At 61.8% G+C, this 15,990-nt stretch carries 16 protein-coding genes; 7 read left to right on the forward strand and 9 right to left on the reverse strand.

Translation table 11 applies throughout. The features are described from left to right. The first annotated feature begins 161 nt into the window (after nt 1–161). Entirely contained in the window at nt 162–695 is a 534-nt protein-coding gene (locus tag N6G83_RS20025) for a tetratricopeptide repeat protein (RefSeq protein ID WP_043139672.1), read from the forward strand. An 18-nt stretch (nt 696–713) separates the two neighbouring features. Further along, nucleotides 714–1,259, forward strand: a complete 546-nt coding sequence (locus tag N6G83_RS20030) for an RNA polymerase sigma factor (protein ID WP_038629948.1) — start codon at nt 714–716, stop codon at nt 1,257–1,259. Nucleotides 1,260–1,263: 4 nt separating this feature from the next. On the opposite strand, the gene N6G83_RS20035 is transcribed toward N6G83_RS20030, so the two are convergent. Further along, the gene (locus N6G83_RS20035) at nt 1,264–1,836 is read right to left on the reverse strand and encodes a sugar O-acetyltransferase (RefSeq protein WP_025304451.1); all 573 of its coding nucleotides are present in this window, start codon (nt 1,834–1,836) and stop codon (nt 1,264–1,266) included. 245 nt (nt 1,837–2,081) lie between these two features. On the opposite strand from N6G83_RS20035, the gene zur reads away from it, so the two are divergent. Next, a complete protein-coding gene (gene zur, locus N6G83_RS20040; RefSeq protein ID WP_015379223.1) occupies nt 2,082–2,594 on the forward strand; it encodes a zinc uptake transcriptional repressor Zur in 513 nt (170 codons plus the stop codon). Between the two features lie 102 nt (nt 2,595–2,696). On the opposite strand, the gene N6G83_RS20045 is transcribed toward zur, so the two are convergent. The 4 genes from N6G83_RS20045 to N6G83_RS20060 form a co-directional block, all read right to left on the reverse strand. Beyond that, complete coding sequence (locus N6G83_RS20045) at nt 2,697–2,906, reverse strand: CsbD family protein (RefSeq protein WP_004936743.1); 210 nt, start codon at nt 2,904–2,906, stop codon at nt 2,697–2,699. Nucleotides 2,907–3,221: 315 nt separating this feature from the next. Further along, nucleotides 3,222–4,559: an MATE family efflux transporter DinF gene (gene dinF / locus N6G83_RS20050; RefSeq protein WP_025304452.1), complete on the reverse strand. Its 1,338-nt coding sequence runs from the start codon at nt 4,557–4,559 to the stop codon at nt 3,222–3,224. A 103-nt stretch (nt 4,560–4,662) separates the two neighbouring features. Continuing rightward, nucleotides 4,663–5,271 (reverse strand): transcriptional repressor LexA, encoded by a 609-nt coding sequence (gene lexA, locus N6G83_RS20055; protein ID WP_025160136.1) that lies wholly within the window; start codon nt 5,269–5,271, stop codon nt 4,663–4,665. Between the two features lie 102 nt (nt 5,272–5,373). Further along, entirely contained in the window at nt 5,374–5,742 is a 369-nt protein-coding gene (locus N6G83_RS20060; RefSeq protein ID WP_015379225.1) for a diacylglycerol kinase, read from the reverse strand. Nucleotides 5,743–5,890: 148 nt separating this feature from the next. Between N6G83_RS20060 and plsB the strand changes: the two genes are divergently transcribed. Beyond that, a complete protein-coding gene (gene plsB / locus N6G83_RS20065) occupies nt 5,891–8,356 on the forward strand; it encodes a glycerol-3-phosphate 1-O-acyltransferase PlsB (protein ID WP_049208287.1) in 2,466 nt (821 codons plus the stop codon). Between the two features lie 66 nt (nt 8,357–8,422). Here plsB and ubiA read toward each other — a convergent pair whose 3' ends face one another. Both ubiA and ubiC read right to left on the reverse strand, forming a co-directional pair. Continuing rightward, a complete protein-coding gene (ubiA, locus tag N6G83_RS20070; protein ID WP_025304455.1) occupies nt 8,423–9,295 on the reverse strand; it encodes a 4-hydroxybenzoate octaprenyltransferase in 873 nt (290 codons plus the stop codon). An 18-nt stretch (nt 9,296–9,313) separates the two neighbouring features. Beyond that, on the reverse strand, nt 9,314–9,829 hold the full coding sequence (gene ubiC / locus N6G83_RS20075; protein ID WP_033651214.1) for a chorismate lyase: 516 nt from the start codon (nt 9,827–9,829) through the stop codon (nt 9,314–9,316). A 392-nt stretch (nt 9,830–10,221) separates the two neighbouring features. On the opposite strand from ubiC, the gene N6G83_RS20080 reads away from it, so the two are divergent. Genes N6G83_RS20080 through N6G83_RS20090 form a run of 3 tightly spaced genes read left to right on the forward strand, consistent with a single transcriptional unit; the run spans nt 10,222 to nt 13,635 of the window. Further along, nucleotides 10,222–11,604, forward strand: a complete 1,383-nt coding sequence (locus tag N6G83_RS20080) for an MFS transporter (RefSeq protein WP_043139666.1) — start codon at nt 10,222–10,224, stop codon at nt 11,602–11,604. A gap of 24 nt (nt 11,605–11,628) precedes the next feature. Then, nucleotides 11,629–12,630 (forward strand): LacI family DNA-binding transcriptional regulator, encoded by a 1,002-nt coding sequence (locus tag N6G83_RS20085; protein ID WP_049204318.1) that lies wholly within the window; start codon nt 11,629–11,631, stop codon nt 12,628–12,630. Nucleotides 12,631–12,651: 21 nt separating this feature from the next. Next, nucleotides 12,652–13,635 (forward strand): nucleoside hydrolase, encoded by a 984-nt coding sequence (locus N6G83_RS20090; RefSeq protein WP_043139664.1) that lies wholly within the window; start codon nt 12,652–12,654, stop codon nt 13,633–13,635. Nucleotides 13,636–13,690: 55 nt separating this feature from the next. Here the strand turns inward: N6G83_RS20090 and malM are convergent, their stop codons facing one another. Further along, a complete protein-coding gene (malM, locus tag N6G83_RS20095; RefSeq protein WP_260515783.1) occupies nt 13,691–14,596 on the reverse strand; it encodes a maltose operon protein MalM in 906 nt (301 codons plus the stop codon). 100 nt (nt 14,597–14,696) lie between these two features. Continuing rightward, nucleotides 14,697–15,986: a maltoporin gene (locus tag N6G83_RS20100; protein ID WP_025304461.1), complete on the reverse strand. Its 1,290-nt coding sequence runs from the start codon at nt 15,984–15,986 to the stop codon at nt 14,697–14,699. Between the last annotated feature and the right edge of the window lie 4 nt (nt 15,987–15,990).

Here is a 15,990-nt window from a genome sequence, read left to right on the forward strand (position 1 = left end):
CGGCGCGCGGCCGCAAACGGCTATTATAACGACAATCGGCGCCGTTGGGAAAACCCGCTTGCCGCCGGCAAAAATAAGCGGAGACAAGGCGAATAAACCCACTCGTTCAGGTGTTATCTCATTACGGGCGCGCACGGCGCCTCTGCCTTGAGGACACAACCATGAACAGCTTCATTAAACGCCTGCTGGCATCGGCCATTGCCGGCTGCCTGCTGTTTTCCGGCACGGCGCTGGCGATGGGCGGCGACGGCAGCAGCCAAACCCCGCCGACCTGCCCGAAAGGCCAGGTCTACGACAGCAAAACTCAGACCTGCATGGTGGATAAAAGCGGCAAGGTCGACGACGTCGACCGCACTAACTACGCCTATGCGCTGGCGAAAAGCGGCCGCTATCAGGAAGCGCTCGATATGCTCAACACGCTGAAAGATCCCAACACCGCCGTTGCGCTGAACTATCGCGGCTACGCCACGCGCAAACTTGGCCGCACCGATGAGGGTATCGGCTATTATTTAAAATCAGTAGCTCTCGATCCGAAATACCCTAAAGTGCGCGAGTACCTGGGGGAAGCCTACATGCTGAAAGGCCGACCCGATCTGGCGCGCCAGCAGCTGCAGGTGATCCAGTCGCTGTGCGGCACCAAATGCGAGGAGTACCGCGATTTGGCGGCGGCCATCGACCGCCACCCGGAATCTTGATCCGACGCGCCTGCGGAGGTGACTATCAGCGGCGATGCGATACGCGATGAACTCGGCCACTATCTCTCCCGCCTGTGGCGCTATGCGCTGGTGCTTTCGCACCGGCGGGATATCGCCGACGATCTGGTGCAGGCGACCTGCCTGCGTGCGCTGGAGCGCGCTGCGCAATTCACTCCCGGTTCGCACCTGGATCGCTGGTTGTTTTCCATCCTGCACTCCATCTGGCTCAATGAAGTTCGCGCCCAACATCTTCGCCAGGGGCAAGGCTGCATGGCGGCGGAAGAGCTGGGCGATGCGGACAACGGTGAACAGCCGGTCTGGCTCCATGAAGTGATGCGACGCGTCAGCCGGCTGCCGGCGGCTCAGCGCAACGCGCTGTTTCTGGTGTATATCGAAGGGCTATCCTATCGGGAGGCCGCGAAAGTGCTGGCGGTGCCAATCGGCACCGTCATGAGCCGCCTGGCGGCCGCACGCTTGGCGTTGGCCGATGACCGCCCGTTGGCAAACGACGGCCCGCACCGCAAAGAGAGCCATCCCGCCCCCTTGCCTCCTGCTCGTCGATAACGCCCTATTCCAACGAGCGGATAACCCGGCATGGCTGCCCCAGCGCCAGCACGTTGGCCGGGATGTCGCCGGTGACGATGCTGCCCGCGCCGATGGTCGTGCCGTCGCCGATGGTCACTCCCGGCAGGATCACTACGTTGCCGCCGATCCAGACGTTGTTGCCAATGGACACCGGCTGCGCCGAGGTGCGGAAAGGGAAATCCGGATCGCCGGTGAAGCGCTCTGCGGCCTTCAGCGGGTGGCTCGGCGTATAGATTTGCACGTTGGGGCCGATCAGCGTGTTGTCGCCGATGGTGATGGTATTACAATCGAGGAACACCGCATTGACGTTGATAAAACAGTTTTTACCGATGCGGACATGCTGCCCGTAGTCGCACCAGAATGGCGTTTCAATCCAACTCGCCTTCCCCCAGGCGCCAAACAGCTCGCCGAGCAGGCGGTTTTTCTCGTCCGCCTGATGCGAGTCCAGCGCCCCCAAGCTTTTGGTCAACGCCCTCGCCCGATGGTACAGGGCGATCAGTTCTTCATCGCGGCTGTTGTACTCCAGGCCGCTTAACAGCTTCTCTCTTTCCGTCATCACACAGGGCTCCTGCTCATCACGCGGGTGAAAGGCGTTATACCGCTCTCGTCCCCCGCTCTCCAGCGCTAAAACCGGCAACGTTGATTTGCCGCCCGACGGCGGGGAAAAGTTGTGATGCAACTCTCTTTTCGCGCGATCGGCGCGCTTTTCCTTGCGCTATCCTCAGGGGAAAAGGGGGCAACTCTCGGCGATTCGCCGTAATCATGGTAAAATCGGCTTTTTTACGTACCGGGATATTTGCGATGAACTCAACCACCCAGGAAAAGCTGCTGGCGCAGGCTGAACGCCTCTGCCAGCAACGCAATGTGCGATTGACGCCGCAACGGCTGGAAGTGCTGCGTCTGATGACTCAGCAACCCGGTGCAATCAGCGCATATGACCTGCTCGATCTGCTGCGCGTCGCCGAACCGCAGGCCAAGCCGCCGACGGTCTACCGCGCGCTGGATTTTCTGCTGGAGCAAGGGTTTATCCATAGAGTGGAATCGGCCAACAGCTACGTGCTGTGCCACCATTTCGAACAGCCGATGCATACGTCCGCGCTGTTTATCTGCGACCGCTGCGGCCAGGTGACCGAACGCACCACCGAAGGCGTGGAAGAAACGCTGCAGAAGCTGGCGCAGGAAGCCGGATTTGCGCTGCGGCACAGCGTGGTGGAAGCGCACGGTCTGTGCGCCGGTTGCGTTGAAGTTGAGGCTTGTGACAGCAAGCATGATTGCGCCGAACACGATCACAGCATCGCCATCAAGAAGAAATAATACGAAGTCAGGTACTTCCCTGTACCTGCAGCCGGGGCGCCAGAGGATGGAGCGACGCCGGCCTGCGCTGTTGCCGGCCGCCGTCAGTGGCGGCCCTGCGTGTTACCAGCGGTGTTTGGTGTGATCTTCCCAGGCTTTCACCTCTTTCTCGGCCGCCTCTTTCTGGTAACCGTAGCGCTCCTGGATTTTACCGACTAGCTGTTCGCGTTTCCCTTCGATGACCGTCAGATCGTCATCGGTCAGCTTGCCCCATTTTTCCTTCACTTTGCCTTTCAGCTGCTTCCAGTTACCGTCGGCTTGATCTTTATTCATAGTCTCTCCGTTAACCTGTGGTGAATCAGTGATCCCTGTCGCCGGCCGGGGTTAAACAGAAGTTTTTCTGGTTGATACTCCCTTCACCTTAAGAAGCACCGCTCCCCTTCATTCACCAGCCACATGATTCATTCTAGTTAAACATGGAAATAAAAAAGCCAAACATCAGAATAAAAAACCATTAAAAAGAAAAATAAACACAAAAAACGCTAACAAACAACGAACTAAACCGGAAATATTCAGGCTGAAAACATGTAAGCAAACATGAATAAAAACATAAGATAAATTAATAATTAACCCAACAAAGCGTCCGGTCTAACGTGCAGCAAACCAGCTGCCGCGCACCTGATGACGGTGCCAAATCCAACCCAGCGCTACGCCACGCAACGTCAGAAACACCGCCAGCGCCAGCCAGAGCCCGTGGTTGCCTAGCAGCGGCACGCTGAACAGCGTCAGACCATATCCTGCCGCGGCCACCGCCATACTGTTACGCATCTCGGCGCCGCGCGTGGCACCGATAAACATGCCGTCCAGCAAATAGCACCACACCCCGACCAGCGGCAGAATGACCTGCCACGGTAAATAGTGGGCGGCCAACGCACGCAGCTCCGGCAAGGAGGTCAACGCCGCCACGATCTGCTGGCCGGTAACGGCATACGCCAGGCCGAAAGCCAACGCGACCAGCCCAGCCTGCCTGCAGGCCGCGTGCCACACCTTACGCAGTTGGCTGCCGTCCCGGGCACCGTAGGCGTGGCCGGAATGGGCCTCCACCGCATAAGCGAAGCCGTCGAGCGCATAGGCGGTAAACGTCAGCAGGTTCATCAACACCGCGTTAACCGCCACCACATCGCTCCCCAGGCGAGCGCCGAAAATGGTCAGCGACGCAAAACACAGCTGCAGCAGCAATGAGCGCAACATGATGTCGCGATTGAGCGCCAGCAGGCGGCGCAGATCGCCACGCCAGGCCTGACGCAGCATCGCCAGGGTAATACCGCGCAGACGCATCACTCGCCACGCCAGCCACAGGCCGAGCAATAGCGTGGCATATTCGGCGATGGCGGTGGCCGCCGCCGCCCCTCGTACGTTCCAGCCCAGGCCCATCACCAGCCAGATATCCAGCACGATGTTCAGCAGGTTGCCGACGATCAGCAGGATCACCGGCGCACGCACGTACTGCACGCCGAGCAGCCAGCCCAGCAGCACCAGGTTGGCCAGCGCCGCCGGCGCGCTCAACCAGCGGATCTCAAGAAAACGCCGCGCCTGCTCCAGCACCTCGCCATCGCCGCCGACGATCCGCAGCGCCAGTTCGATCAGCGGGTAGCGCAACAGGACGATCGCCCCCCCGGCCAACAGCGCCAGCAGCAGCGGTTGCATAAAGGCGCGCGCCAGCGCCTGCGGGTTTTTCGCTCCCAGCGCCTGCGCCGCGAGGCCGGTGGTGCTCATGCGCAGGAACAGCAGCAGCATGAACAGGAAGCTGGTCGCCACCGCGCCGATCGCCACGCCTCCCAAATAGATCGGGCTGTCGAGGTGGCCGATCACCGCGGTGTCCACCAGCCCGAGCAGCGGCACGGTGATATTGGAGAAAATCATCGGCAGGGCGAGGCGCCACAGGGCTTTATCGGTGTCGCTGGTGAAGGCGGAAATCAGGCGCATGATGGGATGTTCCTGTGACAGAGTGACAAAGGGCGAAGTCAGAAACAAAAACGCCCCAAAACAGGGGCGATTGATACAGGGAGCGGCGGTGATGGCGCGGCGATTAAATCCAGTCGCCGTTGCGGATCACGCCGACCGCCAGCCCTTCGATCGTGAAATTCTGCTGGCGCAGATCGACCACGATCGGTTGGAATTCATTGTTCTCCGGCAGCAGCTCAACCACGTTACCGTGCTTTTTCAAGCGCTTGACCGTCACTTCGTCTTCGATGCGCGCGACCACGACCTGGCCGTTGCGCACGTCTTGCGTTTTGTGCACCGCCAGCAGATCGCCGTCCAGAATGCCGATGTCGCGCATCGACATGCCGTTCACCCGCAACAGGAAATCGGCGCTCGGTTTAAACAGGGAAGGATCCACCTGGTAGTGCCCTTCGATGTGCTGCTGCGCCAGCAGCGGTTCGCCGGCGGCGACGCGACCGATCAGCGGCAACCCTTCTTCTTCTTCCATCAACAGGCGGATACCGCGCGACGCACCGGAGACGATTTCGATCACGCCTTTGCGTGCCAGCGCCTTCAGGTGCTCTTCGGCGGCGTTAGGCGAACGGAACCCCAGACGCATCGCGATCTCGGCACGCGTTGGCGGCATGCCCGTTTGCGAAATATGATCGCGAATCAGATCGTAGACCTCTTGCTGTCTGGTAGTTAGTGCTTTCATTCCGCCCCCTGTTTGTTTATACAGTCTTGCTGTGAGTATATACAGGTAAGCGCGGATTGGGAACCGAAGAATAAATAAAAATCAGTCAGTAGGCGACTTTCGTCAGCCAAAATGCTGCCACAAGACCGTACCCCAAACGAACAGCGCCAGCACGATCGCCAGCGACACCGCCGCCGATCCCATGTCCTTGGCCCGCCCGGACAGCTCATGGTGTTCGCTGCCGATGCGATCCACCACCGCCTCGATCGCGCTGTTCAGGATCTCGACGATCATCACCAGCGCCACCGATCCGATCAATAAAATGCGCGCTATCGCACCCACGTCCAGCCAGACAGCCAGTATGATAGCCAGGAGGGTCACCACCAGTTCCTGGCGGAACGCCGCCTCGTGTTGCCAGGCGGCGGAAAGCCCTTTATAAGAATAGCCGGCGGCCTTGATGATGCGGGTCAATCCGGTTGCTTGGTTTGCCATGTTTTCGTGCCTTTCTCAGAGGTCGGTCATAATAAAAAGAGTCTAGAACAGTCCGCGCTGACGGCTCTCGGTTTTCGAACACCACAGATCTGCTACCCGGTTTCTGGTATGCTTGCGGCGCATTGCTAACAAGAGGCTTCACGTTGTTATGTCAGGTTGGCGTAAAATTTATTATAAAATATTGAATTTACCACTTAAATTGTTGGTAAGAAGTAAGGTCATCCCTTCAGATCCGGTTACCGAGCTAGGGTTGGATCCCTCACGGCCGATTTTGTATGTTTTACCTTACAATTCCAAGGCGGATTTGCTGACGCTGCGCACCCAGTGTCTGGCGCAGGATCTGCCCGATCCGCTCAACGCGCTGGAGATCGACGGCACCGTGCTGCCGAGCTACGTGTTCATTCACGACGGCCCGCGCGTGTTCCGCTACTACACCCCGAAAGAAGAGTCGGTAAAGCTGTTCCACGACTATCTGGATCTGCATCGCAGCAATCCGGATCTCGACATTCAGATGCTGCCGGTTTCGGTCATGTTCGGCCGTTCGCCGGGCCGCGAAGGTCACGGCACGCCACACCTGCGTCTGTTGAACGGCGTGCAGAAATTCTTCGCCGTACTGTGGCTCGGCCGCGACAGCTTCGTGCGTTTCTCCAACACCGTTTCGCTGCGCCGCATGGCCACCGAGCACGGCACGGATAAAACCATCGCGCAGAAACTGGCGCGCGTGGCGCGCATGCACTTCTCGCGTCAGCGCCTGGCCGCGGTAGGCCCGAGCCTGCCGGCCCGTCAGGACCTGTTCAACAAGCTGTTGGCGTCCAAAGCGATCGAAAAAGCGGTCGAGGACGAAGCGCGCAGCAAGAAGATCTCGCACGAGAAGGCCCAGCAGAACGCCATCGCGCTGATGGAAGAGATCGCCGCCGATTTCTCCTACGAAACCGTGCGTCTGTCCGACCGCGTGCTGAGCTGGACCTGGAACCGGCTGTATCAGGGCATCAACGTCACCAACGCCGAGCGCGTGCGCCAGCTGGCGCAGGACGGCCACGAGATCGTCTACGTGCCCTGCCACCGCAGCCACATGGACTATCTGCTGCTGTCCTACGTGCTGTATCACCAGGGCCTGGTGCCGCCGCACATCGCTGCGGGCATCAACCTCAACTTCTGGCCGGCCGGCCCGATCTTCCGTCGCCTGGGCGCGTTCTTCATCCGCCGCACCTTTAAAGGCAACAAGCTGTACTCGACGGTGTTCCGCGAATACCTCGGCGAGCTGTTCACTCGCGGTTACTCGGTGGAATATTTCGTGGAAGGCGGCCGTTCCCGCACCGGGCGTCTGCTGGAACCGAAAACCGGCACCCTGTCGATGACCATCCAGGCGATGCTGCGCGGCGGCGCCCGTCCGATCACGCTGGTGCCGATCTACATCGGCTACGAGCATGTGATGGAAGTGGGCACCTACGCCAAAGAGCTGCGCGGCGCCACCAAGGAAAAAGAGAGCCTGCTGCAGATGCTGCGCGGCCTGCGCAAGCTGCGCAATCTGGGCCAGGGTTACGTCAACTTCGGCGAACCGCTGCCGTTGACCGCTTACCTCAACCAGCACGTGCCGCAGTGGCGCGAGTCGATCGATCCGATCGAAGCTCAACGCCCAAGCTGGCTGACGCCGACGGTCAACGATCTCGCCGGCCAGATCATGGTGCGCATCAACAACGCCGCCGCGGCCAACGCCATGAACCTGTGTTCCACCGCGCTGCTGGCCTCGCGCCAGCGTTCGCTGACCCGCGAACAGCTGCTCGAGCAGCTCGAGTGTTACCTGCAGCTGATGCGCAACGCGCCTTACGCCCATGATGTCACCGTACCGACGCAGACGCCGGACGAGCTGCTGGATCACGCGCTGAACATGAACAAGTTCGAGGTGGAAAAGGACAACATCGGCGACATCATCATTCTGCCGCGCGAGCAGGCGGTGCTGATGACCTATTACCGCAACAACATCCACCACCTGCTGGTGTTGCCGTCGCTGATCGCCAGCATCGTCATGCATCATCGCCGGGTATCGCGCGCCGAACTGCTGCGCCAGATCGGCATGATCTACCCGATGCTGAAAGCCGAGCTGTTCCTGCATAACGACAAGGAACAGCTGCCGGACGTGCTGCGGCCGATGATCGACGAGCTGATCCGCCAACAGCTTATCTGCGACAAAGGCGACGAGCTGGTGCTGAACCCGGCGCGCATTCGCCCGCTGCAGCTGCTGGCCGCCGGGGTGCGCGAAACCCTGCAACGCTACGCCATCACTATGTCGATCCTCAGCGCTAACCCGAGCATCAACCGCGGCGCGCTGGAGAAAGAAAGCCGCATCATGGCGCAGCGTCTGTCGGTGCTGCACGGCATCAACGCGCCGGAGTTCTTCGATAAAGCGGTATTCTCCACCCTGGTGGCGACGCTGCGCGAAGAAGGCTATATCAACGACAGCGGCGATGCGATCCGCGAGCACACCCTCGAGGTGTACAACATGCTGAGCGATCTGATCACACCGGAAATCAAGCTGACCATCGAAAGCGTCAACATGCCGGAAGAGACCAACGCTCTGCCGCAAACCGATGCGCAAGAAGAGCAAGACGAGTGATTTCGTCCGGCGCGGAAACACAAAAGGCACCCCGAGAGGTGCCTTTTTTCTTGCTGCAGGAAACCGTTACGCAGGCAGATAACTCAGCGCGATGCCGATAAACACCACCAGCCCGACATAGTTGTTCTGCAGGAAGGCCTTGAAGCAGGCTTCGCGCTCACGCCCGGCGATCTGCTTTTGCTGGTGAATGAACAGCGCGCCCGCCAGCAACAGCGACCAGTAAAACGCGCCGCCGAGCTGCGCCAGATAACCGACCCACACCAGCAGCAGCAGCGTCGCGAACTGCAGCAACCCGACGATCAGCTTGTCATAGCGCCCGAACAGGATAGCGGTAGATTTGATACCGATCTTCAGGTCATCGTCGCGGTCGACCATCGCATACAGCGTGTCGTAGGCCACCGTCCAGCAGATGTTGGCCAGCAGCAGCAGCCAGCAGCTGAGCGGCAGCGATTCGCTGACCGCCGCATAGCCCATCGGAATGCCCCAGCCGAACGCGGCACCCAGCACGAACTGCGGCAGGTTGGTCACCCGCTTCATAAACGGATACACCCAGGCTAGCGCCAGTGCCGCCAGCGACAGCCAGATGGTCATAGCGTTCAGCGTCAATACCAGGCAGAAGGAGATCAGCACCAGCACCACGAACAGCACCTTGGCCTCTTTCGCGCTCACCCGACCGCTCGGCATCGGCCGCCCGGCGGTGCGCTTTACGTAGCCGTCCACCGCGCGATCGGCGTAGTCATTCACCACGCAGCCGGCGGCGCGCATCAGGAACACGCCGAGCACGAACACCACCAGAATCGAGAGCGGCGGCACGCCTTTCCCGGCCAGCCACAGCGCCCACAGCGTCGGCCACAACAACAACAGCGTGCCGATCGGTTTATCAATGCGCATCAAATGGCTGTAAGCCCGCCATTTACTTTGAGTCACGCTTCCCTCCAACGTCTTGCTCTCCTCTCTTTATGCGGGGACCGCTGAATACAGCGGCGAAGCCGGTAAAAATAGTTCGGTCAGCAACAGCGGCTTGCCCGCCAGCCGCAGCCGTGAACGACGCGCCCACAGCGCGTCCTGCCGGCCGATATGGATATAGTCGCGGGTCAGATCGCCGCTGCTGAACAGATAGCGCCCGAGCGGCAGCGTGCCCAGATCCACCAACGCCTGATCGGGGCCGGTCAGCGTATGTTCCGGGATCACCGTGCGCCCAAGCAGCCAGGGCTGGTCGTCGCCCAGCAGCACCACTTCGCGCAGCCAGTAGCGCGGGCTGTCGGGCAGGTGGTTCGCCTCGTCGCCCAGCGCCTCGCGCGTGACGAAGCATTCGCGCTGCGGTTCGACGCGCACCTGGGCGCAATGGCGTTCAAATCGGCGGGTCATGGAGCCTAACTCCATCAGCCAGTCGCTGACGGCGGCGGGCGCCGGAGGATCCTGTTCGGACAACCACTCCAGCGGCGGCAGGATGGAATCCCTGATGCCAGACATTGCTTTACTCCTCGCCTGAACCGCGGCCGGTGTGGCGCGCCAGGCGATACAAACTGTTAACAGGCCCCCATTGTAGCGCAGAAATGCGAAAGCGGCAGGCTGATTCGTGGCGAAAACGGCAGGCCTATCGGCCGGAAAAACCGGGGTTCTGTCATCTTTTTGCCATCCGCCTTCTCTATCTTCATTTCCCGGCGCGCTGACGATTCTGTGATCGCCCGCAAAGTTTCAGCTTCCTCGCGTTGTGTTATCTACGCGCGTAGATACCCTGATACAGCAGCGTTGAATCGCCATGCGTCCGACATGATTTGTCGGCACACCTTTGTTGCCGGCACCAGGGAAACCATCTTTAGCCGCGCCCCTCCAGGCGCAGAACAAAAGAGGATAGCACTGCCATGAGCGAAACAACGCTTGCCCCTTCACAGACCGCCGACGCCGCGCTGGCGGCCGATGAACGCCTGGCAACCAAAGAGGGGCGTAGCCAATTTTGGCGCGCCACCTTCTCTTGCTGGCTCGGTACCGCCATGGAATACGTCGACTTCGCGCTGTACGGCCTGGCGGCCGGCATGGTGTTCGGCGACGTGTTCTTCCCGGAAGCCACGCCGCTGGTGGCGCTGCTGGCCAGTTTCGCCACCTACTCCGTCGGCTTCGTCGCGCGGCCGATCGGCGCGCTGGTGTTCGGCTGGATCGGCGACCGCAAAGGCCGCCGCGTGGTGCTGATCACCACCGTGGCGCTGATGGGCCTCTCCACCACGCTGATCGGCCTGATCCCGTCCTATGCGCAAATCGGCGTCTGGGCGCCCGCCTGCCTGGTGATCCTGCGCTTCGCGCAGGGGTTCGGCGCCGGTGCGGAACTGTCCGGCGGCGCGGTGATGCTGGCGGAATACGCGCCGGCCAAGCGGCGCGGGCTGGTAGCGTCGATCATCGCCATCGGCTCCAACAGCGGCACCCTGCTGGCGTCGCTGGTATGGCTGCTGGTACTACAGCTGGACAAGGAAGACCTGATGAGCTGGGGCTGGCGCATTCCGTTCCTCGCCAGCATTCTGATCGCCGGTGCGGCGCTGTACCTGCGTCGCCACGTGCGGGAAACGCCGGTCTTCGAACGCGAGCTGCAACAAAACCACCAGCGCATGCTGGACGCCGCCCAGGCCGCGCCGGATACGCGCAGCTACCTGCAGCGCACCAAAGCGTTCTGGGTGATGCTCGGCCTGCGCATCGGCGAAAACGGCCCTTCCTACCTGTGCCAGGGCTTTATCGTCGGCTATGTCGCCAAGGTGCTGATGGTCGATAAATCGGTGCCGGCGCTGGCGGTGTTGATCGCCTCGCTGTGCGGTTTTCTGGTGATCCCGCTGGCCGGCTGGCTGTCCGATCGCTTCGGCCGCCGCATCACCTACCGCTGGTTCTGCCTGCTGCTGGTGCTGTACGCTTTCCCGGCGTTCTGGCTGCTCGACAGCCGTGAACCGGCGATCGTCATCTCGGTGATCGTGGTCGGCATGTGCATCGCGTCGCTGGGGATCTTCGGCGTGCAGGCGGCCTACGGCGTCGAACTGTTCGGCGTGAAGAATCGCTACTCCAAGATGGCGTTCGCCAAAGAGCTCGGTTCGATCCTCTCCGGCGGCACCGCGCCGCTGATCGCCACCGCGCTGCTGTCCGGTTTCGGTCACTGGTGGCCTGTCGCCTGCTATTTTGTTGTAATGGCGGCCATCGGCTTAATCACCACCTTCTTTGCTCCCGAAACCCGCGGCCGCGATCTCAACCTGCCGCAGGATGCCGCGTAGCGAGAAGGCGAACAGGAACCCAATTTGGATAATCACTCCGCGCGACGCGTTACCCGCGCCGACGTGGCCCGCGTAGCGGGCACCTCCGTCGCCGTGGTCAGCTATGTGATCAACAACGGCCCACGCCCGGTGGCGGAAGCCACCCGGCTGCGCGTGCTGGCGGCGATCGAGCAGACCGGCTACCGGCCTAACGACATCGCGCGGGCATTGGCCTCCGGCAGCACGCAAACCTACGGGCTGGTGGTGCCGGATATTTCCAACCCTTTCTTCGCCACGCTGGCGCGGGCACTGCAGCAAGAGGCCTTCAGCCGCGGCCGCGTGCTGCTGCTGGGTGACGCCGGCGATGACCGGCAGCGTGAGTATGAGCTGATCAACAACCTGCTGCGCCGCCAGGTCGACGGCCTGCTGTACACCAGCGTCGATCGCCATCCGTGGTTCGAGCTGATCCGCGCCTCCGGCACGCCCTGCGTGATGATAGACACCATCGACAGCCAGGCCGGCGTCTGCGCCATCCGCGTCGACGAGCGCGACGCCGCCTGCCAGGCGACCCGCCATCTGCTGCAGCACGGCTATCGCGACATCGGCATTTTTATCGGCCCGCTGACCATGCTCAACGCGCAGGATCGCCTGAACGGCTGGCGCGATGCGCTGCTGGAGGCGGGCATTGTGCCGCGCGACGAGTGGATTTTCGAGGTGCCCTACACCCGCCAAGGCGGCTACCAGGCCACCCAGTGCCTGGTGCAAGGCCCACGCCCACGCGCCGTTTTCACCTCTAACGAACAGCAGGCGCTCGGCTGCCTGTCGGCGCTGGCAGAGCATGGGTTGCGCGCACCGGACGATCTGGCGCTGATTTGTTTTAACGGCACGCAGCAATCCGAATTCAGCGTGCCGCCGCTCAGCGCGGTCGAGCAACCGATCGACGCCATGGCCAAGCGGGCCATCGCCATGCTGGCCGCCGGTGCCGCGCCCGCCGAGCTGCATGAATTCGCTTTTCAACTGCGCATCCGCCATTCATGCGGCTGTTAGCGGGTTTTCAGGACACCTTATATGCGTTTAATCATTGATTGCGATCCCGGCAATGGCGTCCCCGGCGCCAACGTCGACGACGGGCTGGCGCTGGCCCTGGCGCTGGCGGCCAAACCGCAGCTGCAGCTGGAGCTGATCAGCATCGTGGCCGGCAACACCCCGCGCGAAGTGGGCTTCGCCGTCGCCACCGATCTGCTGGCGCAGAGCGGCTATCAGGTTCCTGTCGCCCTCGGCGCGGCGCGCGCCCTGAGTGAGCCGCCGGAGCCGTGGCGCGCGCATCTGGACCGCCCGATCGCCGATCCCAAGCTGGCAGCGCTGTGGCGCGACTTGCCCGCGCCCTCACTCGCCAACGCGCCCGCACCGGACGCCGCCATCGCCATCGGCGAGCTGATCTGCCGCCATCCCGGCGAGATCACGCTGGCGGCGATCGGCCCGCTGACCAACGTTGCGCACGCCATGCAGCTTTACCCGCAGATGGCGCAGGCGGTGAAAGAGATCGTAATCATGGGTGGCGTATTCAACGTCGACGGGTACATCAAGGACACCAATTTCGGCCTGGATCCGGAAGCGGCACGGCTGGTGCTGAACAGCGGCGCCGCTATCACGCTGGCGCCGCTGGATGTCACCACCCAGACCATGCTGACCCAGGCGGATCTGGCCGCACTGACGCAGCCGGATACGCCGCTGTGCCGCTATTTGCGCGCCACCACGCAGCCGTGGATCGACTATTCGCGCCATACGCGGCGCCTGCCGGGCTGCTGGATCCATGATGCGCTGGTGATCGCCTGGCTGCTGGAACCGCAGCTGGTCACGACCGAAATGTTCCATGTGGATGTGGCGCTGGAAGGGGCGTTGACGCGCGGCAGCTCACGCCGTTGGCGGCCGGACAGCCTACGCCTGACGGTCGGCATGCCGCCGCCGCAGGGCAAGCCGGTGCGCATCATGCAGCAGGTGGACAACGCCCGTCTACTGGCGTTGATCGGCGCAACGCTGGCGCGCGGATGAAAAAAGGTGCGCCAAGGCGCACCAATCATCGAGCCAGCATCGGCAGCGCTGGGTGTTACCCCTTGCCTTTAACGCTGCTGATAAACGTTTTACGCGCAGTGGTCGAGCCCAACTTCTCGGCCTCATTCATCAGTTTCAGCGCCTTGTCGATATCGCCCGCCTTCACCGCCTGCTTGATGCCATTATTGAAGTAGCTTTCGGTATCGTTGAGCATCGGCTCCGCCGGTTTCTCTGGGGTCGGTGCCGGCGCCGCCACAGCGGCCGGTGCGTTTGATCCTACCACCACCGGCGCCACGGTCGGCGCAGGCTGCAGCATACCGATCATCACGTTGCCGGTGCCCTGTTCCGCGGTCACCTTGAGCTTCAGCGTGCCGCTCGTCGCGTGGCCGGCGATTGGATCCGGGATATCCGGCACCGCGTTGCCCACGCCCTGCGCATAGGCCTTGGCCGGATTGGTCAACTGCGTGGTTTTCGCCAAGTCCTGCCGAGTGGTGTACACCAGCAGGTAAATCTGTTTTTGACCAAGCGCCGGCGTCAGTTTCAACGTGCCTTCGAGGCGATCGGAGGACATTGCTCCCGGCGGCTGGTAAGGGAAATAGCTGCTCGGGTAATACGCCGCCGGGCGCAGATGCTCGTCCAGCACCAGCACGCTCGGCGCGTACAGCGAATTGTTTTTAGCGAGGCTGCTCAGCGTCACCTCCAGCGAGCCGCGATCGGCCGGCAGCGTATAGGCGGCGATCGCCCCCTGAATGTCGCCCTGATTGAGCTGCGGGCTGACGGCGTCGAGCTTCACCTCTTGCGACACCGGCGGTTGCAGCGGCTGCCACGGCAGGCTTTGCAGCGTGGCGGCGCTGATGGCCGGGGCGACGGAAACGTTGGCCGGCGTATCGGCGTTGGCCGCCAAAGGCGCGCCGACGGTCAGCGCCAGCGACAGGCAGAGTGACAGCAGATTCTTTTTCATCGTTATATCCTCTTTCAGCGCCGCGGCGGATCAGGCAAGAGATCCGGCCGCGGCGAATGCGGTTGGGAGAGAGCCGGCGGCCCTCCCCGTCCTGTCGTCGTTACCACCAAATTTCCATCTGGGCGCCGAAGGTGACTTCGTCATCCTTGCCGCGGCTGAAGGTATGCATGCTGGTGTCGTTGTAAGCGGTGCCGGCGTTATACCCGGTGTCATCGCCGGTGGCGTAGCCCCACTTCTCGTCCCACTTGGCGTAGGTGGCGAACAGGCGGATGGCCGGACGCGACCAAATGCTGTTGCCCGCCTGCCATTGCTGCGCCAGGGTCACTTTATACTGGCCGTTGCGATCGCCGGTGCGCTGGGATTTGACGTTGTCATAGCCCGCCTCCAGCAAGGTGCTCATGATCGGCGTCCATTTGTACATCGGGCGCACGCCCACGGTGTACCAGGTGGTGCCGTTGTTGTTGTCGCGGTCGATGTCCTGGAACATGGCGACGTACATCAGTGCCCACTGATCGTTGAAGTCGATGGCGCCGTGATCCAACACGCGGATCATCTTGCCGTTGTTATCAATGGTGGCGCCTTCGTTGCGGCCGTTGTTCTGCGAGGTCATCGAGTCGGTGGCGTACTGCAGCACGAACTTGTTGTAACCGTTCAGGATACTCTGCGTGTGTTCGGCGGTGAACATCCAGCCGTCTTTGCTGGCGCCGTCGGCCAGGCGGTAGTTATCCTGCGCATTGGCGCGGCCGTAGTCCACGCCCAGCTCCAGGGTGCCGCCCGGGTTCAGCTCCAGCCCGGCCAAGCGCACGTCGAAGGTGTCGTTGACGGTTGGACGCTGTTTCCATTCGTTATCCAGGTAGCCGTAAGAGCCGCCGGACTCCGAGTTGCGGGTCACGGCAGCGGACAGCTTGCCGAAGCCCAGATCGATGTTTTCCAGACCGGCGCCCGGGCCGGAGATATCCCAGTAGTAGAAGTCGATCATGTGAACGTCATGACGCTGATAGAAGCGCTTACCGGCCCACAGCGTGGAGCCCGGCAGCCACTCGATCAGGTTTTTACCCTGCACGTTGACTTCGCGGAAGCCCGGGGTCACATCTTCCCAGTCAGAACGCTGCGAGACCGAATAGGCCAGGTTAGTGTCGAAATAGAAGCTCTTGTCGCCTTCTTTCCACACTTCCTGCCCCAGTTTCAGTTCGGCGTAGGTTTCGCATTCGTTGCCGAGACGGTATTTACTCGCGGCGCCGGTGGCCTTGAAGCACTGTTGCTCACCGCCGCTGCCGGTCCAGCCGATGCCGGAACGGGCATAACCGTGGAAATCCACGGCCAGCGCCTGAGTAGAGAGAACACCGGCGGCGACAGCCAGTGCCAGAGGAAGTTTGCGCAGAGTAGTCATCATT

This window comes from Serratia sp. PL7, from assembly GCF_945957435.1.

Coding starts and splice junctions, on each gene's coding strand:
- N6G83_RS20045 (WP_004936743.1), bottom strand. CDS start 2,906: ATGAATAAAGATCAAGCCGACGGTAACTGGAAGCAGCTGAAAGGCAAA.
- ubiC (WP_033651214.1), bottom strand. CDS start 9,829: ATGTCTGGCATCAGGGATTCCATCCTGCCGCCGCTGGAGTGGTTGTCC.
- lexA (WP_025160136.1), bottom strand. CDS start 5,271: ATGAAAGCACTAACTACCAGACAGCAAGAGGTCTACGATCTGATTCGC.
- N6G83_RS20035 (WP_025304451.1), bottom strand. CDS start 1,836: ATGACGGAAAGAGAGAAGCTGTTAAGCGGCCTGGAGTACAACAGCCGC.
- N6G83_RS20080 (WP_043139666.1), top strand. CDS start 10,222: ATGAGCGAAACAACGCTTGCCCCTTCACAGACCGCCGACGCCGCGCTG.
- zur (WP_015379223.1), top strand. CDS start 2,082: ATGAACTCAACCACCCAGGAAAAGCTGCTGGCGCAGGCTGAACGCCTC.
- dinF (WP_025304452.1), bottom strand. CDS start 4,559: ATGCGCCTGATTTCCGCCTTCACCAGCGACACCGATAAAGCCCTGTGG.
- N6G83_RS20090 (WP_043139664.1), top strand. CDS start 12,652: ATGCGTTTAATCATTGATTGCGATCCCGGCAATGGCGTCCCCGGCGCC.
- N6G83_RS20100 (WP_025304461.1), bottom strand. CDS start 15,986: ATGACTACTCTGCGCAAACTTCCTCTGGCACTGGCTGTCGCCGCCGGT.
- malM (WP_260515783.1), bottom strand. CDS start 14,596: ATGAAAAAGAATCTGCTGTCACTCTGCCTGTCGCTGGCGCTGACCGTC.
- N6G83_RS20025 (WP_043139672.1), top strand. CDS start 162: ATGAACAGCTTCATTAAACGCCTGCTGGCATCGGCCATTGCCGGCTGC.
- plsB (WP_049208287.1), top strand. CDS start 5,891: ATGTCAGGTTGGCGTAAAATTTATTATAAAATATTGAATTTACCACTT.
- N6G83_RS20060 (WP_015379225.1), bottom strand. CDS start 5,742: ATGGCAAACCAAGCAACCGGATTGACCCGCATCATCAAGGCCGCCGGC.